Source organism: Stenotrophomonas maltophilia group sp. Smal32 (assembly GCF_030237085.1).
GTDB lineage: Bacteria > Pseudomonadota > Gammaproteobacteria > Xanthomonadales > Xanthomonadaceae > Stenotrophomonas > Stenotrophomonas maltophilia_Q.
The window spans coordinates 1-25,118 of record NZ_JASJSI010000062.1; the positions used below are offsets into that span (position 1 = coordinate 1).

A 25,118-nucleotide genomic window follows, 5' to 3' on the forward strand; every position below is an offset into this window, starting at 1 on the left:
GTAGTGTATTTTATTAAATCTCAACGCCCCCGCACGGGCCCGCCCCGCCGACACCCCCCGCGCACCACCCCGGCCCGCGGCGCCCCGCGGGCGGCGGGGGGGCGCCGGCCCCCCCCCCCCCCCCCCGCCCCCCCCCCCCGCCCCCCCCCCCCCCCCCCCCCCCCCCCCCCCGACCCCCCCCCCCCCCCCCCCCCCCCGGCCCCCCGCCCCCCCCCCCCCCCCCCCCCCCCCCCGCTACCGCCTCATTCGGGATCGTAGTCGAGGTTGGAGGCCAGCCAGCGTTCGGCCTGGGCGCGGTCCACGCCCTTGCGCCGGGCGTAGTCGCTGACCTGCTCGCGGCTGAGGCGTCCGACCACGAAGTACTGGCTTTGCGGATGGCTGAAGTAGTAGCCCGACACTGCGGCGGTCGGCAGCATCGCGAAGCTCTCGGTCAGTTCCATGCTGGCGTTGGTTTCGGCCTGCAGCAGATCGAACAACCGGCGTTTCTCGCTGTGCTCGGGGCAGGCCGGGTAGCCGGGGGCCGGGCGGATGCCACGGTACTGCTCGTCGATCAGGGCCTCGTTGTCCAGGTTTTCGGCCTGGTCGAAGCCCCAGAATTCGGTGCGCACGCGCTGGTGCAGACGCTCGGCCAGCGCTTCGGCGAAGCGGTCGGCCAGGGCCTTCAGCAGGATCGCGTTGTAGTCGTCATGCTCGGCTTCGAAGCGTGCGACATGCGCGTCGATGCCGATACCGGCGGTGACTGCGAACGCGCCGATCCAATCCTGTTTTCCGCTGTCGGCTGGTGCAATGAAATCGGCCAGGCAGAAATCCGGGCGCTCGGCCGGCTTGTCCACCTGCTGGCGCAGAAAGCGCAGCGTGGTTTCGCCCTGCGGGTGCTGCACGCGCACATCGTCGCCGATGCTGTTGGCCGGCCACAGGCCGAACACCGCCTTGGCGGTCAGCCACTTCTCGCCCACGATGCGGTCGAGCATCGCGCGGGCGTCCTTGTACAGATCGCTGGCCTGGGTGCCGACGATCTCGTCGGTGAGGATGGCCGGGAACTTGCCGGCCAGTTCCCAGGCCTGGAAGAACGGCGTCCAGTCGATGTACTCGACCAGCTCGGCCAGCGGATAGTCATCGAATACGTGCAGGCCCGGCTGTTTCGGTGCGGGCGGCGTGTAGCTGTCCCAGCCGCCCTGGAACTTCTGCTCACGCGCGTGCTCCAGCGAGACCAGGCGCTTGGCATCACCACGGTTGCGGTGACGCGCACGGATCTCTGCATAGTCGGCCTCGTTGGCGGCAACGAAGGCGTCGCGCAGGTCGCGCGAGATCAGCGACTGGGCCACGCCGACCGCGCGCGAGGCATCCTTCACCCAGACCGTCGGTGCGTGGTAATGCGGGTCGATCTTCAGGGCGGTATGCGCGCGCGAGGTGGTGGCACCGCCGATCAGCAACGGCAGGTCGAAGCCCTGGCGCTGCATCTCGCGGGCCACGTGGCTCATCTCCTCCAGTGATGGGGTGATCAGGCCGGACAGGCCGATCAGGTCGGCGTTGTGTTCGCGCGCGGCATCGAGGATCTTCTGCGCCGGCACCATCACGCCGAGGTCGACCACGTCGAAGTTGTTGCAGGCCAGGACCACGCCGACGATGTTCTTGCCGATGTCATGCACATCGCCCTTCACCGTAGCCATGATGATCTTGCCGTTGCTCTTGGCGGTGTCACCGCTGCGCGCCTTTTCCGCTTCGATGTAAGGCAGCAGGTAGGCCACGGCCTTCTTCATCACGCGCGCGGATTTCACCACCTGTGGCAGGAACATCTTGCCGGCGCCGAACAGGTCGCCGACGATGTTCATGCCGTCCATCAGCGGGCCTTCGATCACATCCAGTGGGCGGCTGGAGGCCTGCCGGGCCAGTTCGGTGTCTTCCTCGACGAAGGCATCCAGGCCGTGTACCAGGGCATGCGCCAGTCGCTGTGCCACCGGCTTTTCGCGCCAGGCCAGGTCCTCGGTCTTCGCGGCGCCCTTCTTGCCCTTGTAGCGCTCGGCGATCTCCAGCAGGCGCTCGGTGGCGTCGCTGCGGCGATTGAGGATCACATCCTCCACGCGCTCGCGCAGCTCCGGCTCCAGCTCATCGTAGATCGGCATGGCACCGGCGTTGACGATGCCCATGTCCATGCCGGCGGCGATCGCGTGGTACAGGAACACCGAATGGATGGCCTGGCGCACGGTCTCGTTGCCGCGGAACGAGAAGGATACGTTGGAGACGCCGCCGGACACGTGGCAGTGCGGCAGCGTCTGCTTGATGATGCGGGTGGCTTCGATGAAGTCCACCGCATAGTTGTCGTGCTCTTCGATGCCGGTGGCGACGGCGAAGATGTTCGGATCGAAGATGATGTCCTGCGGCGCGAAGCCGATCTCGTCGACCAGGATGCGATAGGCGCGGGTGCAGATCTCGACCTTGCGCGCGCAGGTATCGGCCTGGCCACTTTCATCGAAGGCCATCACCACCGCAGCGGCGCCATAGCGCAGCACCTTGCGCGCATGCTCGCGGAACAGCGCCTCGCCTTCCTTCAGCGATATCGAGTTGACCACGCTCTTGCCCTGCAGGCATTTCAGGCCGGCCTCGATCACGCTCCACTTGGACGAGTCGACCATCACTGGAATGCGGGCGATGTCCGGCTCGGACATGATCAGGTTGAGGTAGCGGGTCATCGCTGCCTCTGAATCGATCAGGCCCTCGTCCATGTTGACGTCGAGGATCTGCGCGCCGCTGGCCACCTGCTGGCGGGCCACGTCCACCGCCTCCTCGTAGCGGCCTTCCTTGATCAGCTTGCGGAACTGCGCGCTGCCGGTGACGTTGGTGCGTTCGCCGACGTTGATGAAAAGCAGGTCCGGGGTGATGACCAGGGGTTCCAGGCCGGACAGGCGGGTAGGGCGGACAGGCGTCATGGCAGGCGTCGGCTCAACAGCAGTAGGGCGGGAAGTGCGGGACGGTGGCGGCGACGTTCATGCGGCCTGCTCCCGGGTGCCGGGCAGCGCGCGCGGCGACAGCCCGGCCACGGCATTGGCAATCGCGCGGATATGGTCGGGGGTGGAGCCGCAGCAGCCGCCAACCAGGTTCAACAGTCCATCTGCGGCGAAGCCCCGCAGGGTGCTGGCCATGTCCTCCGGCGTTTCGTCGTACTCGCCGAAGGCATTGGGCAGGCCGGCATTGGGGTGTGCGCTGACGTAACAGTCGGCGACCTGTGCAAGGGTTTCCACGTGCGGGCGCATCGCATCGGCGCCCAGCGCGCAGTTCAGTCCGATCGACAACGGCCGTGCATGGGCGAGTGAGGCATGGAAGGCTTCTGCTGTCTGCCCGGACAGGGTACGTCCGGACGCGTCGGTGATGGTGCCGGAGATCATCACCGGCAAGCGCGCGCCGCGCGCATCGAACGCTTCCTCCAGCGCATACAGTGCAGCCTTGGCGTTGAGCGTGTCGAAGATGGTCTCGACCATGATGGTGTCGGCGCCGCCATCGATGAGGCCGTCGATGGCTTCGCGGTAGGTGTCGCGCAGCTCGTCGAAGCTGGTATTGCGGAAGCCCGGATCGTTGACATCGGGGCTGATCGAGGCGGTGCGGCTGGTCGGCCCGATCACCCCGATCACGAAGCGCGGCTTGCCCGGCGTGGCCGCAGCCACTGCATCACAGCAGGTTCGCGCGACAGCGGCACCGGCCTTGTTCAACTCGTACACCAGGTGTTCGAGGTGGTAGTCGGCCTGGCTGACCGAAGTGGCGTTGAAGGTGTTGGTCTCGACCAGATCCGCGCCCGCTTCCAGGTAGGCGGTGTGGATGTCGGCGACGATCTGCGGCCGGGTCAGCAGCAGCAGATCGTTGTTGCCCTTCAGGTCATGCCCTTCCGGCGCCGCATGGTCACAGCCCGGGCCGTGCGCGTGGTCGTAGCCACCGGCGAAGCGCTCGCCGCGGTAGTCGTCTTCCTGCAGGCCGTGGCGCTGGATCATCGTACCCATCGCACCGTCGATGATCAGGATCCGCTCGCGCAGGGCGTCGAGCAGGGCGTTGGCACGATCAGGATGCAACCAGGGCAGGGCAGACATGGCGGTTTCCGGCTCAGGGCTTGTTGGCGATCAGCGAAATCACTTCGAAGTGCGGCGGGCGCTTTTCGCGGGTGACCGTTTCCAGGCTCGAGACCTGCAGGCCGGCCTTGTCGACGAACCTGCGCAGTTCCTTGTCGCTGAAGCCAAGGTTGACGTGGCCATAGGCCTCCACCGCCGCCTTGTGCTCATGACGGGCCAGGCTGCACAGTAGGAGGCGGCCTCCCGGGCGCAGCACGCGCGCGGCTTCGGTCACGGCCTGCGCCGGCTTGCTGGCATAGGTCAGCGCGTGCATCAGCACCACCAGGTCGAAGCTGCCGTCCTTGAACGGCAGGGCATGCATGTCACCTTCGCGGACTTCGACGTTGGGCAGGCGACGCAGCCGCTCGCTGGCCGCGGCGACCACTCGCGCGCTGGTGTCGATGCAGATGTAGCGCTTGGCATGCGGGGCCACCAGTTCGGCCAGCACGCCGTCGCCGGAGGCGATGTCCAGCACGTCGCCGGTTTCCAGCAGCGGCAGCGCGGTACGCGCCAGTGCCTCCCAGGTCCGTCCGGGAGAGTAGTGGCGTTCCATGTCGCCGGCCACGCTGTCGGCCCAGTTCTGGTCGGAAGCACGGTGGGCCAGAACCGCGGCCACGCGCTCGGCATCCTGGCGCAGCAGGGGGTCGTCGCTTCCGTTGCTCAAGGCATGCCACAATGCACGCTGCGCCGGGTCCAGCTGGGCCTCGTCGAAGCGGTAATAGGCCGACACGCCGGCGCGGCGGTCGCGAACCAGGCCGGCTTCCTTCAGTCGCGCCAGATGGGTGGACACGCGCGGCTGGGCCAGCCGGGTGATCGCCGACAGTTCGGCCACGGTCAGTTCCTCCTGCTCCAGCAGCGCCAGCAGGCGCACGCGGGTGGCATCGGCGAACACCTTCAGGCGGGTCGACCAGTCTTCAAGATCCATAAATATCTACCTATCGCGATATAGAGATATATTCGCTGAGAAGGCCTGCCGCGGTCAAGTCGCTGGCGTACGGAAGCTGCCGGGCCCCGGTACAATCGGTGCACCTGGGCACGCCGTGCGCGGCCCATAACATCATGTACCCGGGAGGGTGTTGTGGATTTCAGCTTTACTGAAGAGCAGTTGATGTTGCAGGACGTGGCGCGGCGCATCGCGCAGGAAAAGATCGCCCCCAGCGCAGAGCACCATGACCGTACCGGCGAGTTCCCGCTGGACAACATCCGCCTGCTGGGCGAGAACGGCCTGATGGGTATCGAAGTGCCCACCGAATACGGTGGTGCGGGCATGGACCCGGTTGCGTACGTGCTGGCGATGGTGGAGGTCGCCGCCGCCGACGCAGCCCATTCGACCATCATGTCGGTCAACAATTCGCTGTTCTGCAACGGCATCCTCACCCACGGTACCGAAGCGCAGAAGCAGACCTACGTGCGTGCGATCGCCGAGGGCGAGGCCATTGGCGCGTTCGCGCTGACCGAGCCGCAGTCGGGTTCGGACGCTACCGCCATGCGCTGCCGCGCGGTGAAGCAGGCCGATGGCACCTTTGTGATCAACGGCAAGAAGAGCTGGATCACCTCCGGCCCGGTGGCCAAGTACATCGTGCTGTTCGCGATGAGTGAGCCGGACAAGGGCGCGCGCGGCATCACCGCCTTCATCATCGATACCGACAAGGCGGGTTTCGGTCGCGGCAAGACCGAGCCGAAGCTGGGCATCCGTGCCTCGGCCACCTGCGAGATCGAGTTCAACGACTACGTAGCGCAGCCTGAGGATGTGCTGGGCCAGGAAGGCGAGGGCTTCAAGATCGCCATGAGCGTGCTTGATGCTGGCCGTATCGGCATCGCCTCGCAGGCCATCGGCATCGCCCGTGCCGCCTATGAAGCGACCCTGGAGTACGTGAAGGAGCGCAAGGCGTTCGGTGCGGCCATCGGTACCTTCCAGATGACCCAGGCCAAGATTGCCGACATGAAGTGCAAGCTGGATGCGGCGTTGCTGCTGACCCTGCGCGCGGCGTGGGTGAAAGGCCAGGGCAAGCGCTTCAGCACCGAAGCGGCGGTGGCCAAGCTGACCGCTTCTGAAGCCGCGATGTGGATCACCCACCAGGCGGTGCAGATCCATGGTGGCATGGGCTATTCAAAGGAAATGCCGCTGGAGCGCTACTTCCGTGATGCCAAGATCACCGAGATCTATGAAGGCACCTCGGAAATCCAGCGCCTGGTGATCGCCCGCAACGAGACCGGGCTGCGCTGAGTGGCAAGGGCCGCGCCACTGCAACGGTGGCGCGGCCAGTAGATCCGCGCCACGCGTGGATGCGCCGTGCTCTTGGCCGAACGATGCCGGATCTGTTCCAATGCAGGCCGTTTCCATACGGTCTGCACAGATGATCTATCGTGGTTGGGGAATCCTGACACTGGTCACGCCGATCGCAGCGATCCTGCTGCTGGCGTATTTCTTCCCGCACGCAGGCCCCAGGGGCAACATCCCGCTCTCGCAGGTGTTGCTGGGTGCCGGAATTGGCGCGGCGGTGAACGTGCTGCTGGGCCTGTGGCTCAACCGTGCACCCCGGCAGAAGGGTGAAGTCGTGCCCCATCATTTCTTCTTCGTGCCGATGCAGTGGGCCGCGCTGGTTCTGGTGGCAGTGTGCATAGTGGTTGCGCTGCTGCGCTGAGACGTTGCCCTGGAGAGCGCCAACCGAGGTTGGCGGCTACCGGGCATGCCGTTGCTCTGGTGGATGCCAACCTTCGGGCATGTCCTTGCTCTGGTAGATGCCAACCTTGGTTGGCATGGATTCAAAAGCGGCAAGAAAAAAGGCCCCGGATCGCTCCGGGGCCTTTCTCGTTTCAGCTCACGACCAGATCAACGATCCGGACGGTGTGCAGCATCCGCGTCCCGCTGGCGTTCCATGAACTCCTTCGACGGTTCATCCAGCTTGTCGCCCAGCATGCGGCGCACGACCACGAAGAACACCGGGATCATCAGCAGGCCGAGCAGGGTGGCGAACAGCATGCCGCCGATCACGCCGGTACCGATGGCGTGGCGGGAGTTGGCGCCGGCGCCGGTGGAGATCGCCATCGGGATCACGCCCATGATGAACGCAAACGAGGTCATCAGGATCGGGCGGAAACGCAGGCGGGCCGCCTCGATCGTGGCATCGCGCAGGTTCTTGCCGGCTGCACGCTGCTCCACCGCGAACTCCACGATCAGGATCGCGTTCTTCGCCGCCAGGCCGATCACGGTGATCAGGCCGATCTTGAAGAACAGATCGTTGGGCAGGCCACGCAGCATCGACAGGCCCAGTGCACCCAGCACGCCCAGCGGCACCACCAGCAGCACAGCCACCGGGATCGACCAGCTTTCATACAGCGCGGCCAGGCACAGGAACACCACCACGATGGACAGCACCAGCAGCAGGGTCGCGGCGTTGCCGGCCAGGATTTCCTGGTAGGACATGCCGGACCAGTCGTAGCCGAAGCCGGCCGGCAGGTCGTCGTTGACGATGCCTTCCATGGTCTGCATCGCTTCACCCGAGCTGGTGCCCGGCGCCTGCGAACCGACGATGTTGATCGCCGAGTAGCCGTTGTAACGGCTCAGCGACGGCGGCGCCGACACCCATTCGGACTTGACCACCGTGTTGAGCGGGATCATCGCGTTGGTGCCGTCGGCATTGGTGGTCAGGCTGGACGGGCTGTAGAAGCTCTTCAGCGACTCCTGGCCGGTGCGGTAGGGACCATCGGCCTGCATGGTCACGCGCTTGATGCGGCCTTCGTAGAAGAAGTCGTTGACGTACACCGGGGCCAGCATCAGCTGGATGGTGCTGTACACGTCCGACACCGACATGCCCATCGACTGCGCCTGCACGCGGTCCACGTGCAGCTGGAGCTGCGGTGCGTTTTCCAGGCCGTTCGGGCGTACGCCGACCAGGTGGTCCGGCTTCTGCGCGGCCTGGCCGAGCAGGATGTTGCGGGCCTGGGTCAGCTGCTCGTAACCGGCGCCGCTACGGTCCTGCAGCCACATGTCGAAACCACCGAACTGGCCAAGGCCCTGCACGGTGGGCAGGTTGACCACGAAGATCTGCGCTTCCTTGATGCCGTAGAACGCGCCGTTCATGTTCTGGATGAACTCCGGCGCGGTGAACTTGCGTTCCTCCCACGGCTTCAGGCGGATGAAGCCCATGCCCACGTTCTCGCCGGAACCGACGAAGCTGAAACCGGCGACCTGCAGCATGCCTTCATAACCATCCTGCTTTTCCAGGATGCCACGCATCTGCGCGAACACTTCGTTGGTCTGGCCCTTGGTCGAGCCCGGCGGCAGCTGCACGATCGCCAGCGCATAGCCCTGGTCTTCTTCCGGCAGGAAGCTGCCCGGCATGCGGGTGAACAGGAAGCCGCACAGTGCGGTCAGCACCACGAACAGGATCATCCAACGCGGCGCATGGCGCACCGCCGAGGTGATGTGGCCCACATAGGTGTGGCTGATCTTGTCGTAGTACTTGTTGAAGGTGCGGTAGACGATGTTCGGGTTGTCGTTGTGCGTCGGCTTCAGGAAGGTCGCGCACAGCGCCGGGGTGAAGCCCAGCGCCAGGAACGCCGAGAATGCCATCGAAATGGCGATGGTCAGCGCGAACTGCTTGTAGATCTCACCGGCCGCGCCGCCCTGCAGGGCGGACGGAATGAACACCGCGGCCAGCACGACGGTGATCGCCACCACCGCGCCGGTGATCTGGGTCATCGCCTTCTGCGTGGCCGGCTTCGGCGCCAGGCCTTCCTCGGTCATGATGCGTTCGACGTTCTCGATCACTACGATCGCGTCATCGACCACGATGCCGATCGCCAGCACCATCGCGAACAGGGTCAGCTGGTTGATCGTGAAGCCGATCATCCACATGCCCAGGAAGGTACCGAGCAGGGCAACCGGAATGACCAGGGTCGGGATCAGGGTGGCGCGGAAGTTCTGCAGGAAGATCAGCATCACCAGGAACACGAGGAACACCGCCTCGAACAGGGTCTTGACCACTTCCTGGATCGAGATCTTGACGAAGGTGGTGCTGTCGTACGGCGAGAACCAGGTGACGCCGGCCGGGAAGCTGGGCTGCAGTTCGTCCATCTTGGCGCGCACCGCATCGGCCACGTTCAGGGCGTTGGCGCCCGGCAGCAGCTGGATGGCGAAGGCACCGGTCGGCTTGCCGTTGTACTGGGTATCGAAGCCGTAGTTGTTGGCACCGAAGGCAACGCGGGCGATGTCCTTCAGCAGCACGCGCGAGCCATCAGCATTGGCGCGCAGGATGATGTTCTCGAACTCCTGCGGCGAGCTGAAGCGGCCTTCGGCCGAGACCGTGGCGGTGAAGTGCTGGCCTTCCGGCGACGGGTCCGAACCCAGCGCACCGGCAGCGAACTGCACGTTCTGCGCACGCACCGCTGCCAGCACCTGGCTGGCCGACAGGCCGTAGCCCTGCATCTTTTCCGGGTTCAGCCAGATGTTCATGGCGTACTCGGAACCGAACTGCTGGGTGCTGCCGACGCCGGGGATACGCGAGACCTGGTCGAGCACGCGCGAACCGACGATGTCGTTCAGGGCATCACGGTTGATGGCCGGCGTATCGGACTGCAGCGCGATCACCATCAGGAAGCCGGCGTTGGCCTTGGCCACCACCACGCCCTGCTGGGTCACTTCCGATGGCAGTCGGGGCGTGGCCAGCGAGACCTTGTTCTGCACCTGCACCTGGGCGATGTCCGGATCGGTACCGGTCTCGAAGGTCAGCGTGATCTGCGCACGGCCGTTGGAGGCGGACGAGGAACTGAAATACAGCAGGTGATCGATACCGGTCAGCTGCTGCTCGATCACCTGGGTGACCGATTTTTCAGTGGTGTCCGCACTGGCGCCCGGGTAAGTGGCCGAGACGGTCACCTGTGGCGGGGCGATGTTGGGATAGGACTCCACGCCCAGGTTGAGGATCGCGATCACGCCGCTGAGCGAGATCAGGATCGCAACCACCCAGGCGAAGACTGGATGTTCGATGAAAAATTTAGGCATGACGGAAGGTTCCCGTTACTGCTTGTTCGAATCGGTGGCGGCGGGCTTGGCCGCATCGGCCTGCTCGGGCTTGGCTGCGTCGGCCGGTGCCTTGCCTGCGGCCGGTGCCGCGCCCGCAGGAGCGGCGCCGCCCGCGGCAGGCTTGCCGTTGGCGTCCTGCCCCGGGGTCCACGGCTTGGCCACCGCCGGTGCACCTTCCTTGACCTTCTGCACGCCGGCCACGATCACCTTGTCACCGGCGGCCAGGCCGTCGCTGACCAGCCAGTTGCCGTTCTGTGCGCCATCGGTCTTCACATTCTTGCGCACGACCTTGCCGTCGGCGCCGACCACCATCACGTAGCCGCCGGTGGTGTCTCGCAGCAGGGCCTGCTGCGGCACCAGGAAGGCGTTGTTGCGCTCGCCCAGGTTGGCCTGGAAGCTGACGAAGGCACCGGGCAGCAGGATCTGCTGCGGGTTCGGCAGCAGCGCACGCAGCGACACCGCGCCGGTGGCCGGATCGACCGTGGTCGAAGAGAAGTCCAGCGTGCCCGGCTCGCTGTAGGTGCTGCCATCGGCCAGCTTCACGGCCACCGTGGCCTTGCCGTCGCCGGACAGCGCCAGCGCGCCCTTGGCCTGCTGCGCACGCAGCTGGGTCAGCTCATCCACGCTGAGCGAGAAGTTCACATACAGCGGGTCGAGCTGGTCGACGGTGGTCAGCAGGGTCACATCGCCCTGGCCGACCAGCGCGCCCTCGGTGACCTGCTGCTTGTTGGCCACGCCACTGATCGGCGCAGTCACCTCGGCGTAGCCCAGGTTGATCCGCGAGGAGGTCACTGCCGCTTCGGCCTGCTTGACCGCAGCCAGCGCGGTACGTTCGGCCGATTCGGCGTTGTCCAGGTCGGACTTGGAGACGAACTGCTGCGGCGCCAGGGAGCGGGCGCGATCAGCGGCCACCTTGGCATTGGCGTAGGTGGCGCGGGCCGAGGCCAGCTGTGCTTCGGAGGCGTTGAGCGAGGCGCGCAGCGGCGCCGGGTCGATCAGGAACAGGGTCTGGCCCTGCTTCACCTGCGAGCCTTCCTGGTAGACGCGCTTGAGCAGCACGCCCGGCACGCGCGCGCGGACGTCGGCGCTGCGGAACGGCGACAGGCGGCCGACCAGCTCGCGCTGCAGCGGCAGGGTCTGCGGCTTGGCGTCGATCACGCCCACCTCCGGCGGCGGGGGCATCTGCTGTTCCGGCTTCTTGCAGGCAGCCAGCGCGACAGCAACGGCGCACGTCAAGGCAAGGGTGCGGAGTGGGGCGGTCATCAGGAGGAACTCCGGGGTTGGTTTGTAGGAGGGGCCGGCAACGGCTGTGGCGCGAATGCGCGCAGGAAGCTGTCGACGGAGAACTCTGCCCAGCGCCGACGCAGCAGCGCGTCATCACGATGGGGGGTATGGAAGCGCTGTTTGTCGAAATCCTGACCGGCGATCATGCTCAGCAGCAGTTCGGCCATGAAGTGCGGGTCGTCATGCCGGAGCTGGCCACGCATGCAAACGGTTTCAATCCATTCAGCAAGATGAAGCGTCAGCGCGCCGGCGCCATGCCGGTACAGCGTACGCGCCTCTTCGGGAAACTGGGCCGCGTCGGCAGCGATCAGCCGGCAGGCCTGTCCTACGTGCGGTTGGTTGAAATGCTCCAGGAAGTCGGTGGCGAACTGGAGCAGGCTGGCACGCAGGTCGTCAGTGCGGAGTGCACGGACCATGGCGCCAGTGGCGTGGCCGACATGGCGCTGCATCACCCGGCGCAACAGATCCTGCTTGCTGCCATAGCGCGAGTACAGGGTCTGCTTGGAGCAGCCGGCGTGCTGGGCCACCGCCTCCATGCTCATCTGCATGCCCTGCTGGGCCAGCAGTTCGCGTACGGCGTCGAACACACGCTCATCGCGTGCATCGAGGGCAACGGGTAGGTAAGCCGGGTTCACGCGGTGGACTATACCGTCCAGTTCAGGATTGTGGAATCGCATCGGCGTCGCCGCGTGTGTCTTCCGGTAACACGTTTTGCCGATCCTGTCGGCAGTGCTGAAACAGGTGCCAGCACCGTACCGGTGCGAACTGAATAGGCGTCTAAACCGCAGCAAACCCGAATCTGCTTATTCCGTCCTGCAGCAAGGCCTTTTCGTGCGGTAGGGCTACAATTTCATTTTCCCAACTGAGCAAGCGCATCGCTCTGCCATGAAACCGCAAAAAACCGCAGCCAAGACCGTGAAAAACAAGACCAAACCAGCAGAGTCGGAGGTCGCAGTGACCGCTGGTTTCTCCCTGGAGCCGGTGTACACGGCATTGCGCAAGCGCTACCCCGCGGCCGCACAGGCCGAAGCAGTGGCCTTCGCCACTGACTTCTACAAGCGCATGGAGTCGGACGAGTTCCCGCACCACAGCGCTGAAGAGTGGGCCGCTCTCGCGGCTGAGACGCTGGAATTCGCCCGTGCCCGCAAGGCCGGCAAGGCCAACGTCCGCGTGTTCAATCCGACCGCGAAGGCCAATGGTTGGGAATCGCCGCACACCGTGCTGCAGATCGTCAACGACGACATGCCGTTCCTCGTCGATACCGTCACCATGTCGCTGGCCGAACAGGGCGTGGGCGTCCACGTGCTGGGCCACCCGGTGCTGCGTTTCACCCGCGACAAGGCCGGCAAGCTGGTCAAGGTCGGCGAGGGTGATGCCGAGTCGGTGATGCTGCTGGAGATCGACCGCCAGCCGGCCGAAGCCATGGCCGCCATCGAACAGGCCATCAACAAGGCGCTGGACGAAGTGCGCGCGATCGTGCGCGACTGGCAGCCGATGAAGGACAAGGCGCTGGCACTGGCCGACGACCTGGGCAAGCGCCAGCTGCCGGTCGACGATGCCTCGCGCAAGGAAGCACAGGAATTCCTGCGCTGGGCCGCCGACAACCACTTCACCTTCTTCGGCTACCGCGAGTACCGCGTCGAGAAGCAGGGCAAGGAAGAGGTGCTGGCGCCGCTGAACGACACCGGCCTGGGCCTGATGCGCGGCAAGGACAAGTCCGCCGCCCGTCCGGTCAAGACGCTGGCCGCGCAGGGCCTGAACACCACGTCCGGTTTGAAGGATGCGCTGATCCTGACCAAGACCAATGCCCGTTCGCGCGTGCACCGCGCCGGCTACATGGACTACATCGGCGTGCTGGAGTTCGACGCCAAGGGCAAGATCATCGGCGAGCAGCGTTTCCTCGGCCTGTTCACCTCCAGCGCCTACAACCGCCGCCCGTGGGAAATCCCGCTGGTGCGCCAGCGCCACGAGCACGTGATGAAGCAGTCCGGGCTGGCCCCGGCCAGCCACAGTGGCAAGGCCCTGCGCCATATCCTGGAAACCCTGCCGCGCGAAGAACTGTTCCAGTCCAGCGAGGACGAACTGTTCCGCACCGCGATGGGCGTGCTGGGCCTGCAGGAACGCGTGCGCAGCCGCCTGTTCCTGCGGCGCGACAAATACAGCCGTTTCATCTCCGCGCTGGTCTACCTGCCGCGCGAGCGCTTCAACACCGACGTGCGCCTGCGCATCGAAGCGATGCTGAAGGACGCGCTGCACGGCGAGTTCGTCGACAGCTCGGTGGTGCTGGGCGAATCGCCGCTGGCGCAGGTGCACCTGATCGTGCGCCCGAAGCCGGGTGAAATGCTCGACGTCGATACCGCCGAACTGGAGCAGAAGCTGGCCCAGGTGCTGCGCAACTGGCAGGACGACCTGCGCGAAGCGCTGGTGAGCCGCCACGGCGAGACCGAAGGCCTGCGCATCGCCGCCCGCATCGGCAAGGCGCTGCCGGCCGGCTACATCGAAGACAACAGCACCGCGGTTGCCGCCAACGATGTCAGCCAGCTCGACGCCCTGACCGGCCCGGACGACCTGCGCCTCAGCCTGCAGGCCGTGCCGCGCGAAAGCGGCGATGGCCTGCGCCTGAAGCTGTATCGCCAGCTCGACGACATTCCGCTGTCGGACGCGCTGCCGATGATGGAAAACATGGGCCTGCGGGTGATCGCCGAGCGTCCGTACCGCCTGTCGGTCGACAACGCGCCGGTGTATGTGCAGGACTTCGAGGTCGAATCGACCGCCGGTGCGATCGATGCCGCCAGCGTCGATGAAGCCTTCGGCGAGACCTTCGCCCGCGTCTGGCACGGCGATGCCGAGAACGACGGCTTCAACCGCCTGGTGCTGGCCGCTGGCCTGCACTGGCGCCAGGTCGCGATGCTGCGTGGCTACTGCAAGTACCTGCTGCAGACCGGCGTGCCGTTCTCGCAGGCCTACGTGGAAGGCACCTTCGCGCGCTACCCGCTGCTGGCCCGCCTTCTGGTCGAACTGTTCGAAGCGCGCTTCGATCCGGCCACCGGTCATGAAAGCAAGGAAGACATCGCCGCTGGCCAGGCCCAGCTGAAGGCCCACCTCGATGTGCTGGCTGCCGGCGACGAGGCCACCCTGAAGGTGCTCAAGACCGTGGTCGACGCCCGCAAGGGTGACCGCGATGCGCAGATGCAGGCCGCGCGCGATGCGCTGCTGAAGCTGATGGACCGCGTGTCCAGCCTGGACGAGGACCGCATCCTGCGCTCGTTCATGGGCGTGATCGACGCGACCCTGCGCACCAGCTACTACCAGACCGATGCCAACGGCCAGCACGGCCATGTCATCAGCTTCAAGTTCGATTCGGCGCTGGTGCCGGACCTGCCGAAGCCGCGTCCGTACCGCGAAATCTTCGTCTACGGCCCGCGCGTGGAAGGTACCCACCTGCGCTTCGGCGCCGTGGCCCGTGGCGGCCTGCGCTGGTCGGATCGTCGCGAAGACTTCCGCACCGAGGTGCTGGGCCTGGTCAAGGCGCAGATGGTCAAGAACACCGTCATCGTCCCGGTCGGCGCCAAGGGCGGCTTCTTCGCCAAGACCCCGCCGGTGAACGGCGACCGTGATGCGGTGTTCGCCAACGGCGTGGCCTGCTACAAGCTGTTCATCCAGGGCCTGCTGGACATCACCGACAACATCGTCAACAACAAGATCGTGCCGCCGGTGGATGTCGTGCGCCACGACATGGACGATCCGTACCTGGTGGTGGCGGCCGACAAGGGCACCGCGACCTTCTCCGACATCGCCAACGGCCTGGCCATCGCGCACGGCTTCTGGATGGGCGATGCGTTCGCTTCCGGCGGTTCGGTCGGCTACGACCACAAGGGCATGGGCATCACCGCACGCGGTGCGTGGGAGTCGGTCAAGCGCCACTTCCGTGCGCTGGGCCGTGACAGCCAGACCCAGGACTTCACCGCGGTCGGTGTCGGCGACATGTCCGGCGACGTGTTCGGCAACGGCATGCTGTTGTCGCGCCACATCCGCCTGGTCGCTGCCTTCGATCACCGCCACATCTTCCTGGACCCGAACCCGGATGCGGCCACCACGTTCGTCGAACGTGAGCGCCTGTTCACCGTGCCGCGTTCGAGCTGGGCGGACTACGACGCCAAGCTGATCAGCAAGGGCGGCGGCGTCTATCCGCGCAGCCTGAAGTCGATCGAGATCACCCCGCAGGTGCGCGAAGCGCTGGGCCTGGACGAAAACGTCAAGGCGCTGTCGCCGAACGATCTGATGAGCGCGATCCTGAAGGCGCCGGTCGACCTGCTGTGGAACGGCGGCATCGGTACCTACGTCAAGGCCGCCAGCGAGCAGCACAGCGATGTCGGCGACCGCGCCAACAACGCGCTGCGCGTGAACGGTGGCGAGCTGCGCTGCAAGGTGGTGGGCGAGGGCGGCAACCTTGGCATGACCCAGCTGGGCCGCATCGAAGCCGCCCAGGCCGGCGTGCTGCTCAACACCGACTTCATCGACAACTCGGCCGGCGTGGACACCTCCGACCACGAAGTCAACATCAAGATCCTGCTCAACGATGTGGTGCGGGCCAAGAAGCTGACCGTCGAGCAGCGCAACAAGCTGCTGGCCTCGATGACCGATGAAGTCGCCGAGCTGGTGCTGAACGACAACTACCGCCAGAACCAGGCGCTGAGCCTGATGGAGCGGATGGCGGTCAAGCGCCTGGGTTCCAAGCAGCACTTCATCCGTACCCTGGAACAGCAGGGCCTGCTGGATCGCCAGATCGAGTTCCTGCCGTCCGACGCCGAGCTGTCGCAGCGCAAGGCACGCGGCCAGGGCCTGACCCGTCCGGAGCTGTCGGTGCTGCTGTCCTACTCCAAGCTGGTGGCGTTCGCTCAGCTGCTGGATTCGGACATCCCGGAAGATCCGTACCTGTCCAAGGAACTGCAGCGTTACTTCCCGACCCCGCTGCAGAAGAAGTACGCCGACGCGATGGAGCGTCACCGCCTGAAGCGCGAAATCATCGCCACGGCCGTGACCAACCAGACCATCAACCGCATGGGCGCCACCTTCCTGATGCGCATGCAGGAAGACACCGGCCGCTCCATCGCCGAGGTCGCCAAGGCCTACACCATCAGCCGCGAAACGCTGGATGCACGCGCGCTGTGGGCGCAGATCGATGCCCTCGACGGCAAGGTGCCGGAGTCGGTGCAGATCGACGCACTGGAAGTGATCTGGAAGCTGCAGCGTTCGTTCGTGCGCTGGCTGCTGTCGCGCCCGGGCGCGATGCCGGGCATCACCGAAGCGGTCAACCGCTACCAGGGCCCGTTCAACGACATCCGCGTTGCTTCGGGCGTGCTGCCGGATTCGCAGCGTCCGACCTACGAAGCCCTGGTGGCGGAGTGGAAGGAAAAGGGCCTGCCGTCCGCGCTGGCGCAGCAGCTGGCCGAACTGCACTTCCTGGAGCCGGCATTCGACATCATCGAACTGGCCCGCACCCGCAAGCTGAAGCCGGTGGACGTGTCCAAGGTCCACTTCCGCCTGGGCGATGCCCTGCAGCTGCCGTGGCTGTTCGAGCAGGTCGACGCGCTGGAGGTCAACGGCCGTTGGCATGCCGTGGCACGTGGCGTGTTGCGTGACGAACTGGCGGCCAATCACCGCAACCTGGCCGGCCAGGTGCTCGGCACCAAGGGCGGCAGCGCGGAGGCCAAGGTCGCAGCCTGGATGGGCCGTGACGACAACAGCCTGCGCTTCACCCTGGCGATGCTGGCCGAACTGGCAGAGCAGAAGACCCTGGACTACCCGACCGTCTCGGTCGCGGTGCAGCGTCTGGGCCAGCTGGCGGCACACGGCGCGTAAGTGAAGTAGTGCCAGGCCACGCCTGGCATGAGTAGAACAGAGCGGCCCCGCGAGAGCGGGGCCGCTCTGTTTCAGCCCTTGACCTTTGCGACCAGCTGACCCGACGCCCGCCGTGAACCTGCCAGGTGGATGACCCGCATATCCGCTGGGACCGTGAGCGCCATGGATGGCGCGATCGAGCCCCCAGGGATGGGTTTACGGCGTGTCCCGGCGGATATGCCGGTCATCCGCCCCACGGGCTCCAACTCCCGGCGCTCGGTTATGCTCTCCATCAAACCTCCCCGGATCCACCGATGAGCGACACCCCCCGCATCGCTTTCCTGGCCAGCACCACCGAGCCCGCGCAGATGGCCCGCGCGGCCATGGTCTCGCGCTATGGCGACTACGCGCCCGAGCAGGCCGACGTGCTGTGCCCGCTGGGCGGTGATGGCTTCATGCTGCAGACCCTGCATCGGCATGGGCACCTGGGCAAGCCGGTGTTCGGCATGAAGCTGGGCACGGTCGGTTTCCTGATGAACCAGTACCGCGGCGACGAAGACGTGCATGCCCGCATCGCCCGCGCCGAGCCGGCCCATCTGCGCCCGCTGGAAATGGTGGCGCTGACCGAGTCCGGTACCAGTACCGGTTCGCTGGCCTACAACGATGTTTCGCTGCTGCGCCAGACCCGGCAGGCCGCGCATATCGGCATCGACCTGAACGGCCAGGAGCGCGTGGCCGAACTGATCGGTGACGGCGTGCTGGTGGCCACCCCGGCCGGCAGCACCGCCTACAACTATTCCGCGCATGGCCCGGTGCTGCCGCTGGGTTCGCACACCATCGCGCTGACGCCGTTGGCCCCTTACCGGCCAAGGCGCTGGCGCGGGGCCATCCTCAAGGCCGACACCGAAGTGCGCTTCCGGGTGCTCGATCCGTACAAGCGCCCGGTCAGCGTGACCGCCGATTCGCACGAGACCCGCGATGTGGTCGAAGTGACCATCCGCGAGTCGAAAGACCGCCGCGTGACCCTGCTGTTCGACCCGGAGCACAACCTGGAAGACCGGATCCTGAGCGAACAGTTCGTTTTTTGAGGACAATGGGCGGCCGACCGTGCCGAACGCTTGAAGGACCCCCACCGATGGGCGACAACTCCCCCCGTTTGCTGACCGTCGCGGTGACCTCGCGCGCGCTGTTCGATCTGGAAGAAAGCCACGCGCTGTTCGAGAGCGATGGCGTGGCGGCGTATGCCGAATTCCAGCGCCAGCACGAGGACGACATCCTCGGCCCCGGCGTGGCGTTTCCGGTGGTACGCAAGCTGCTGGCATTGAACCAGGGCGCCAGCCCGGAGAATCCGCGGGTCGAGGTGATCCTGCTGTCGCGCAACTCGGCCGATACCGGCCTGCGCATCTTCAATTCGATCCAGCACTACGGCCTGGGCATCATCCGGGCTACGTTCACCGCTGGCGAGCCGACCTGGCCGTACGTGAAGCCGTTCGGCACCGATCTGTTCCTGTCGGCCAATCCGGAGTCGGTACGCAGTGCGCTGCGCCACGGGATCGCGGCGGCGACCATCCTGCCCAAGCCGCCGGGTGAAACCGCTGCTGCGGCGGCTGACCAGATCGATACCGGTCGCCCGGCCGGGCAGCTGCGCATCGCCTTCGACGGTGACGCGGTGATCTTCGGTGACGAAAGCGAGCGCATCTCGCGCGAGCAGGGCGTGGAGGCGTTTGGCCGGCACGAGCGCGAACGCGCCCGCGAGCCACTCAGTGGTGGACCGTTCCGCGGCTTCCTGTCGGCCCTGCATACGTTGCAGGAGGTATTCCCGGCCGGCGAAAGCGCGCCGATCCGCACCGCATTGGTGACCGCGCGCTCGGCACCGGCGCACGAGCGGGTGATCCGCACCCTGCGTGAGTGGGGCGTGCGCCTGGACGAAGCGCTGTTCCTCGGTGGTCGCCACAAGGGACCGTTCCTGCACGCATTCGGAGCCGACATCTTCTTCGACGATTCGCAGCACAACATCGACAGTGCGCGCGAACACGTGGCCGCTGGCCACGTACCACATGGCGTCGCCAACGAGGGGTAGGGCCTGGTGGCTGCCAACCCTAGTTGGCGCCGATGCATGGCACTGCCAACCAAGGTTGGCACCCACCGGGGCACTGTGCTCTGGTAGTTGCCAACCTTGGTTGGCACTGCCGTCAGGCCACGGGTCCGATCAAGGGTTACCGGACATCCCCAACTGCAGATCCACCACCTTCCAGCGCAGGCCCTGCGGTTCCAGCACCACCTTCAACGGCGGCTGGCCGGCGCCGCGATCGACGTCGATCACGAAGCGGTCCAGCGCTTCAAAGTGATGCTCGGCGTTCTTCAACGGCCGTGCCGGTTCGGTCGCGCCGAACGCATCGCCGCCCTGCAGTTCATTGCGGCCGCGCTTCCACAGCACGTGGCCCTGCAGCATCGCGCCGATGCCCGTCGGGGTCACCATGGTCTCCACCGCTGCACCGCCGAGCTGGTCGCCCAGGCCGTAGAGCAGGGCACCGAACGGGCTGGCCGCTATATCCGGGCCTGCCTGGCGCACCAGATAGTCGTTGAGCTGTGCGCGCAGGCTGCCGCGCACGCGCGGGAAATCGACGTAGCGCTCCAGTCGCACCGTGTCACGTTCTTCAATGGCCTGGGACAGGCCGTGCACGGTCATGTAGGGGCCGCCGAACCACCACGCGGCCAAGGCCAGGACCAGCAGCACAGCCAGTGCAGTGAGTTTCTTCATGCTGTCCAGACTGCCGCAAGTGAGGCAGCCAGTGGTGAACGGCAGGTGATGCGGCTCAGAACTCCAGGTCCAGTGCCGCGCACAGGTAGTCGACGAACGGGCCGAGCCCAGCCAGGTCCTTGCCCAGCGTGGACAGCAGGCGCGGGCCGGTCATGGTGGCATCGTCCAGCGAGCGCCACATCACCCAGTTGCGGTGCTTGAGGTCGTCAATGAACTCGAAATCGGCCGGGAAGCCACGTGGCGGGCGCACCAGCTTCTCGCTCTCCTCGAAATCGAAGCGCTTGCGCAGCGCCGGGGCATGCGCGGCGGCCTTCCAGCTGCCCGGGTTGTCGAGAATGAAGTGGCGCACGCGGCGCTGCGTCTCGGGTTCTGGATGCCACAGGCCAGCGCCGACGAAGCTCTCGCCGGGCTGCAGGTGCACGTAGAAGGAGGGCGCGGCCACTTCACGGCGGCGCTCATGGAACAGGCGGGCACCCTGCCAGGTCTTGTACGGCGACTTGTCTTTGGAAAAACGCGCGTCGCGATGGATGCGGAACAGCGAGCCACCGACGCCGCGGGTATCGGCGCGGAAGTGCTCGCTGACCTCGGCCAGGGCCGGCTGCAGGTCGCCCAGCAGGCGCAGGAACGGCTGCCGCACGTGGTCTTCGTACTGCTGGCGGTGATCGTTGAACCAGGCCTTGTCGTTGTGCCGCGCAAGGCCGCGCAGGAACTTGAAGCTGGCGTCAGAGAAATAAGTGCTCACAGCGTCTCCTGCAGGTGCTGGCCCCAATCGCGCAGCGATTGCAGCAGCGCCTGGCGCCGGGTGTCATCGGGCGCTTCGGCGGCCAGTGCATCCAGCTGCTGCTGGTACTGGGGCAGGGTGAGTTCGCCCAGGCCGCCGTCTCCGAGCAGGCGCTGGCGGCGGTAATCCTGCCAGCGCTGGCGTTCAGCCGGCGCGAGGCTGTCGGGATGGTTGCGCGCGCGGTAGCGGAACAGCAGCTCGGGCAGGCGCGGGTCACGGAAGCGGCTTTCCAGCGCGGCCAGCTGATCCGGCGCGGTGGTACGGGCCAGGGCCAGCAGCGGTTTGTCACCGTTGCCCAGGAATCCGTCGTACAGCGATGCATCGACATCGGCCACGGTGGCCACGCGCGGCTGGTTGTAGACCTGGCGCGCCTTCTCCGCCAGCTGTGGGGCGAATTCGCGCAGGCGCTCGATCTTGGCGTCGATGGCCGCCACGTCCAGGCCCAGGCGCTGGTGGTCGTCGGCACGCAGGTGGTTCCAGGCGATCAGCGCCGGCACCTTGTTCAGGTGCACCTCCTTCAGCGGCACCCGTGCAACGCCCTCGGGCAGCTCGCTGGCGCGCATGTACAGGCGCTGTGCGATCACATCGGCTGGTAGTGCCAGCAGGTCGTCGATGTCGCCGTCGAGGTCGAACACGATCACCCGGTTGTTGATGGTCGGGTGCACCGCCAGCGGCAGCACCGGCGCCGCGCACAGGCGGCTGGCCGGGTAGCGCATGGAAATGTGCAGCACCGGCTTCATCGCGGTTACATCCAGCAGGCTGCCTACGAAACGCTTGTCGCGCAGCTTCAGGGCGTAGTCCCACAGGCGCGGCTGCGACTGCTTGAACAGCCGTGCCATGCCGATCGTGGCGCGCACGTCGGACAGCGCTTCGTGCGCATCACCCTCGCGCACGTTGTTGGCTTCGGCCAGGTGCTCGAGCTTGAACGAGGTGGCACCGTCCTCGCGCAGCGGCCACTGGATGCCGTCCGGACGCATCGCGCGCATCAGCCGCAGCATGTCCAGCAGGTCCCAGCGCGAATTGCCGTTGCGCCACTCGCGCTCGTACGGGTCATGGAAGTTGCGGAACAGGCCGTAGCGGACGAATTCATCGTCGAATCGCAGCGTGTTGTAGCCCAGTGCGCAGGTGCCGGGACGCCATAGCTGCTCGTTGATGCGGTCGAAGGCTTCGGCCTCGCTGATGCCCTCGGCCAGGGCCTGCTGCGGGGTGATGCCGGTGACCAGGGTGGCCATCGGCGAGGGCAGCAGATCGTCGGCCGGGCGCACGAAGAAGCTGACCGGGGTGTCGATCTCGTTCAGATCGGCGTCGGTACGGATCGCGGCGTACTGCGAGATGCGCGTGCGCCGCGGGTCCTGGCCGAAGGTTTCCAGGTCGTAGAACAGGAAGCTGTCAGCCATCAGTGCGCGCCCTCCAGGACCGGCAGCTGCGCATGGACCTGTGCTTCCAGTGCGGCCCAGTCGATGTTGTCCAGCGAATCGTGGCCGGCCGTGGCCGCCACCAGCATGTCGCGCTGAAGCTCGGTGCGGCGCATGGCTTCCGCGTACGGCGTGTGCAGGAAGGTGACCATCGTGTAATGCGGTACGAACCGGGTCGGCCAGCGCCGCTGCAGTTCCTGTTCCAGTTCGCGTTGCAGCAGGAACGCAGGATCAGCCACGCGGTCGCGCATTTCCAGATAGTTTTCCAGCGCCATCTGCTGGATTGCGCGTGCGTTCGGCTTGCGCTCGGCTTCGAAGGCTTGGAACGCGCCTTCCAGGTCGTCCGCTTCCATCAGATGGCGGGCCAGAGCCACGCAATCCTCGAATGCGCAGTTCATGCCTTGCCCGTGGAACGGCACCATCGCATGTGCGGCGTCGCCAATCAGGACCGCGCGGCCCTGCTGGTGCCAGCGATCAAGCGTCAGCGTGCCAAGCAGGCCGGGTGGGTGCTGTTCCCAGTCCGCGCGCAGGTTCGGGATCAGCGGCAGGGTATCGGCGAACTCGCGCGCGAACAGTGCTTCGGCCTGCGCGCCGGTGTTGACCGTGGCGAAGCTGGGATCACCCTGGTTGGGCAGGAACAGGGTGACGGTGAAGGTGCCTTCGTGGTTGGGCAGGGCGATGCACATGTAATGGCCACGCGGCCAGATATGCAGCGCGTTGCGCTCGATGCGGAAGCTGCCGTCGGCGGCCGGCGGAATTTCCAGCTCCTTGTAGGAGTGGTCGAGGAAGGCGATGTCCTCGCCCAGCGGCGCCCGCCGGTTCATCGCCGCGCGCAGCGCCGAGCCTGCACCATCGGCACCGATCAGGGTGTCGAAGCGGATGTCGTGCGGGCTGTCATCGCGGTCGTCGATGAAACGCGCGTAGCCGGCATCGAAATCGACGGTATGCAGGCGGCGGTGGAAGTGCACGGTCGCGCCAGCCTGTTCGGCGAGTTCCAGCAGCGTCGTGTTCAGGTCGCTGCGATGGATCGACCAGATTACTTCGCTGTCGTCGCGGCCGTAGCGTTGCAGCTGCGGTTCGCCTTCGCGCGGATGCACCATGCGCCCGCGCATCATTACCGCGCGCGCCATCACCTCGTCTTCCACTCCCGCCTGGCGCAGGGCGTTGCGCCCGCGTTCGGCCAGCGCCAGGTTGATCGAACGACCACTCTCGTAGTCGGCAATGCGCGGATCGCCGCGGCGTTCGTACAGGGTGATGCGCCAGCCCTGCCGTGACAGCAGGATGGCCAGCAGGGACCCGGCGAGGCCGGCACCGATAATGCTCAACGAGCGGGAAGCGTGTGCGATCAACGAACTGTCCAGCAGTAGGGGAGGGGCCGGCTCAGAGGCCGGCCCAGGCTTCCACTTCCTCGACGAAGTGGTGCACGTCCAGGTAGCGGTTGTAGAGCGGGGTAGGCGAGATGCGGATCACGTCCGGCTCGCGCCAGTCGCCGAGCACGCCGATGCTGCGCAGGTGTTCAAACAGTGCGCGTCCGCGCTCGCGCCCACCGATCACGCGCAATGACAGCTGGCAGCCGCGACGCTGCGGCTCGGCCGGAGTGATGATGTCGAGCACGCCGGACAGGCGTGCGCGTACAAGCGCTTCGAGCATGCCGGTCAGTGCCAGTGATTTGCCGCGCAGCGCGTCCATTCCGGCACGCTCGAACAGGTCCAGCGAGGCGCGCAGCGGCGCCAGGCCGAGAATCGGCGGATTGCTCAGCTGCCAGCCTTCGGCACCGATGGCGGGGGTGAACTGCGGTGCCATCTGGAAGCGGGTGGATTCCTCATGGCCCCACCAGCCGGCAAAGCGCGGCAGCGTGGTGTCGCGGTGATGGCGCTCGTGCACGAACGCGCCGGCCACCGCACCCGGGCCGCTGTTGAGGTATTTGTAGTGGCACCACACCGCGAAGTCGGGTGCGATGTCATGCAGGCGCAGCGGCAGGTTGCCGACCGAGTGCGCCAGGTCGAAGCCGATGCGCGCGCCCTGCAGGCGGGCAGCACGGGTGATGGCATCCAGGTCGAAGGCCTGGCCGGTGCGGTACTGCACGCCGGGCCACAGCACCAGCGCAAGGCGCGGGCCGTGTTCGGCGATGGCACGTTCGATCGCGGCCAGCGAGATCGTGCCATTGGCTTCGTCCGGCTGCACTTCCACCAGGCACTCGGCCGGGTCGAACCCGTGGAAACGGATCTGCGCTTCCACCGCGTGGCGGTCGGTCGGGAACGCACCGGCTTCCATCAGGATCACCGGGCGCTGCGCGGTCGGCCGGTAGAAGCTGACCATCATCAGGTGCAGGTTCACGCTCAGCGTGTTCATCGCCACCACTTCGCTGGGCAGTGCACCGACCACGCGGGCCAGCTGCGCACTCACCAGGCGGTGGTAGGACAGCCACTGGGTAGGACCGGTGAAGTGGCCTTCCACCGCCAGATCCCCCCACTGCTTCATCACTTCCTGCACCGCGGCCTGGGCGCCGCGCGGCTGCAGGCCCAGCGAGTTGCCGACGAAGTAGGTCTGCTCGCCGCCGCCATGGCGCGGAATCAGGAATTCGTTACGCAGCGGACGCAGCGGATCGGCGGCGTCCAGGGCAATGGCGTGGGTGCGGCTGAGCAGGTCGGACATGGTCGGGCAACAGGCTGCAACGGGGCTGCCAGTGTAGCGCCTGGGATGGTGGGACCGACGCCCGGAATGCCTGCGTGCCGCTCTTGCTGTAGAGCCGAGCCCCTGCTCGGCTTCGGTGCCCGGCGGCCGAGCATGGGCTCGGGTCTACAGGGGCAGGTGCTCACCCCGCTGCAGGGGCCGGCAGCGGATACACCTGCCCGCACTGGCTGCAGGTACGCAGCTCCAGCGTGTCGTGGTAAAGCGCGCACAACTTCGGCAC

At 66.4% G+C, this 25,118-nt stretch carries 16 protein-coding genes; 5 read left to right on the top strand and 11 right to left on the bottom strand.

What is annotated here, in order from left to right:
• Positions 1-242: 242 nt before the first annotated feature.
• Genes metH through QRO91_RS14720 form a run of 3 tightly spaced genes read right to left on the bottom strand, consistent with a single transcriptional unit; the run spans position 243 to position 5,019 of the window.
• Complete coding sequence (gene metH, locus QRO91_RS14710) at positions 243-2,927, bottom strand: methionine synthase (protein ID WP_285310450.1); 2,685 nt, start codon at positions 2,925-2,927, stop codon at positions 243-245.
• Between the two features lie 57 nt (positions 2,928-2,984).
• The gene (locus QRO91_RS14715) at positions 2,985-4,076 is read right to left on the bottom strand and encodes a homocysteine S-methyltransferase family protein (protein ID WP_049428347.1); all 1,092 of its coding nucleotides are present in this window, start codon (positions 4,074-4,076) and stop codon (positions 2,985-2,987) included.
• A 13-nt stretch (positions 4,077-4,089) separates the two neighbouring features.
• Positions 4,090-5,019 (bottom strand): metalloregulator ArsR/SmtB family transcription factor, encoded by a 930-nt coding sequence (locus tag QRO91_RS14720; protein ID WP_010480432.1) that lies wholly within the window; start codon positions 5,017-5,019, stop codon positions 4,090-4,092.
• 153 nt (positions 5,020-5,172) lie between these two features.
• Here QRO91_RS14720 and QRO91_RS14725 point away from each other — a divergent pair, with 153 nt between their 5' ends.
• Both QRO91_RS14725 and QRO91_RS14730 read left to right on the top strand, forming a co-directional pair.
• Complete coding sequence (locus QRO91_RS14725; RefSeq protein WP_049428349.1) at positions 5,173-6,321, top strand: acyl-CoA dehydrogenase family protein; 1,149 nt, start codon at positions 5,173-5,175, stop codon at positions 6,319-6,321.
• 130 nt (positions 6,322-6,451) lie between these two features.
• The gene (locus QRO91_RS14730; protein ID WP_049428351.1) at positions 6,452-6,739 is read left to right on the top strand and encodes a hypothetical protein; all 288 of its coding nucleotides are present in this window, start codon (positions 6,452-6,454) and stop codon (positions 6,737-6,739) included.
• Positions 6,740-6,927: 188 nt separating this feature from the next.
• Here QRO91_RS14730 and QRO91_RS14735 read toward each other — a convergent pair whose 3' ends face one another.
• From QRO91_RS14735 to QRO91_RS14745, 3 genes are read right to left on the bottom strand one after another with little or no spacing between them, the layout of a single operon-like run.
• Positions 6,928-10,101 carry a multidrug efflux RND transporter permease subunit gene (locus QRO91_RS14735; RefSeq protein WP_049428353.1) on the bottom strand — a complete coding sequence of 1,058 codons (3,174 nt, stop codon included), beginning with the start codon at positions 10,099-10,101 and terminating at the stop codon, positions 6,928-6,930.
• Positions 10,102-10,116: 15 nt separating this feature from the next.
• Entirely contained in the window at positions 10,117-11,385 is a 1,269-nt protein-coding gene (locus QRO91_RS14740; protein WP_197633584.1) for an efflux RND transporter periplasmic adaptor subunit, read from the bottom strand.
• Positions 11,385-12,041, bottom strand: coding sequence for a TetR/AcrR family transcriptional regulator (locus QRO91_RS14745; RefSeq protein ID WP_049428357.1), 657 nt, complete (start codon positions 12,039-12,041; stop codon positions 11,385-11,387). The genes QRO91_RS14740 and QRO91_RS14745 overlap by 1 nt, the downstream gene beginning before the upstream one ends.
• A gap of 250 nt (positions 12,042-12,291) precedes the next feature.
• On the opposite strand from QRO91_RS14745, the gene QRO91_RS14750 reads away from it, so the two are divergent.
• From QRO91_RS14750 to QRO91_RS14760, 3 genes are all read left to right on the top strand, one after another.
• Entirely contained in the window at positions 12,292-17,268 is a 4,977-nt protein-coding gene (locus tag QRO91_RS14750) for an NAD-glutamate dehydrogenase domain-containing protein (protein ID WP_049428359.1), read from the top strand.
• A 293-nt stretch (positions 17,269-17,561) separates the two neighbouring features.
• The gene (locus QRO91_RS14755) at positions 17,562-18,335 is read left to right on the top strand and encodes an NAD kinase (RefSeq protein WP_049428363.1); all 774 of its coding nucleotides are present in this window, start codon (positions 17,562-17,564) and stop codon (positions 18,333-18,335) included.
• A 47-nt stretch (positions 18,336-18,382) separates the two neighbouring features.
• A complete protein-coding gene (locus QRO91_RS14760) occupies positions 18,383-19,327 on the top strand; it encodes a 5'-nucleotidase (protein WP_049428365.1) in 945 nt (314 codons plus the stop codon).
• Positions 19,328-19,456: 129 nt separating this feature from the next.
• On the opposite strand, the gene QRO91_RS14765 is transcribed toward QRO91_RS14760, so the two are convergent.
• The 5 genes from QRO91_RS14765 to kynU are packed head-to-tail and all read right to left on the bottom strand — an operon-like array spanning position 19,457 to position 24,859.
• Positions 19,457-20,008 carry a DUF2939 domain-containing protein gene (locus tag QRO91_RS14765; protein WP_049428367.1) on the bottom strand — a complete coding sequence of 184 codons (552 nt, stop codon included), beginning with the start codon at positions 20,006-20,008 and terminating at the stop codon, positions 19,457-19,459.
• 55 nt (positions 20,009-20,063) lie between these two features.
• On the bottom strand, positions 20,064-20,750 hold the full coding sequence (locus QRO91_RS14770) for a DUF2461 domain-containing protein (RefSeq protein ID WP_049428369.1): 687 nt from the start codon (positions 20,748-20,750) through the stop codon (positions 20,064-20,066).
• A complete protein-coding gene (gene sbcB / locus QRO91_RS14775; RefSeq protein WP_285310451.1) occupies positions 20,747-22,186 on the bottom strand; it encodes an exodeoxyribonuclease I in 1,440 nt (479 codons plus the stop codon). The genes QRO91_RS14770 and sbcB overlap by 4 nt, the downstream gene beginning before the upstream one ends.
• Complete coding sequence (locus QRO91_RS14780; RefSeq protein WP_049428373.1) at positions 22,186-23,553, bottom strand: NAD(P)/FAD-dependent oxidoreductase; 1,368 nt, start codon at positions 23,551-23,553, stop codon at positions 22,186-22,188. The genes sbcB and QRO91_RS14780 overlap by 1 nt, the downstream gene beginning before the upstream one ends.
• Positions 23,554-23,584: 31 nt before the next feature.
• Positions 23,585-24,859: a kynureninase gene (kynU, locus tag QRO91_RS14785; protein WP_197651069.1), complete on the bottom strand. Its 1,275-nt coding sequence runs from the start codon at positions 24,857-24,859 to the stop codon at positions 23,585-23,587.
• Positions 24,860-25,118 lie beyond the last annotated feature (259 nt).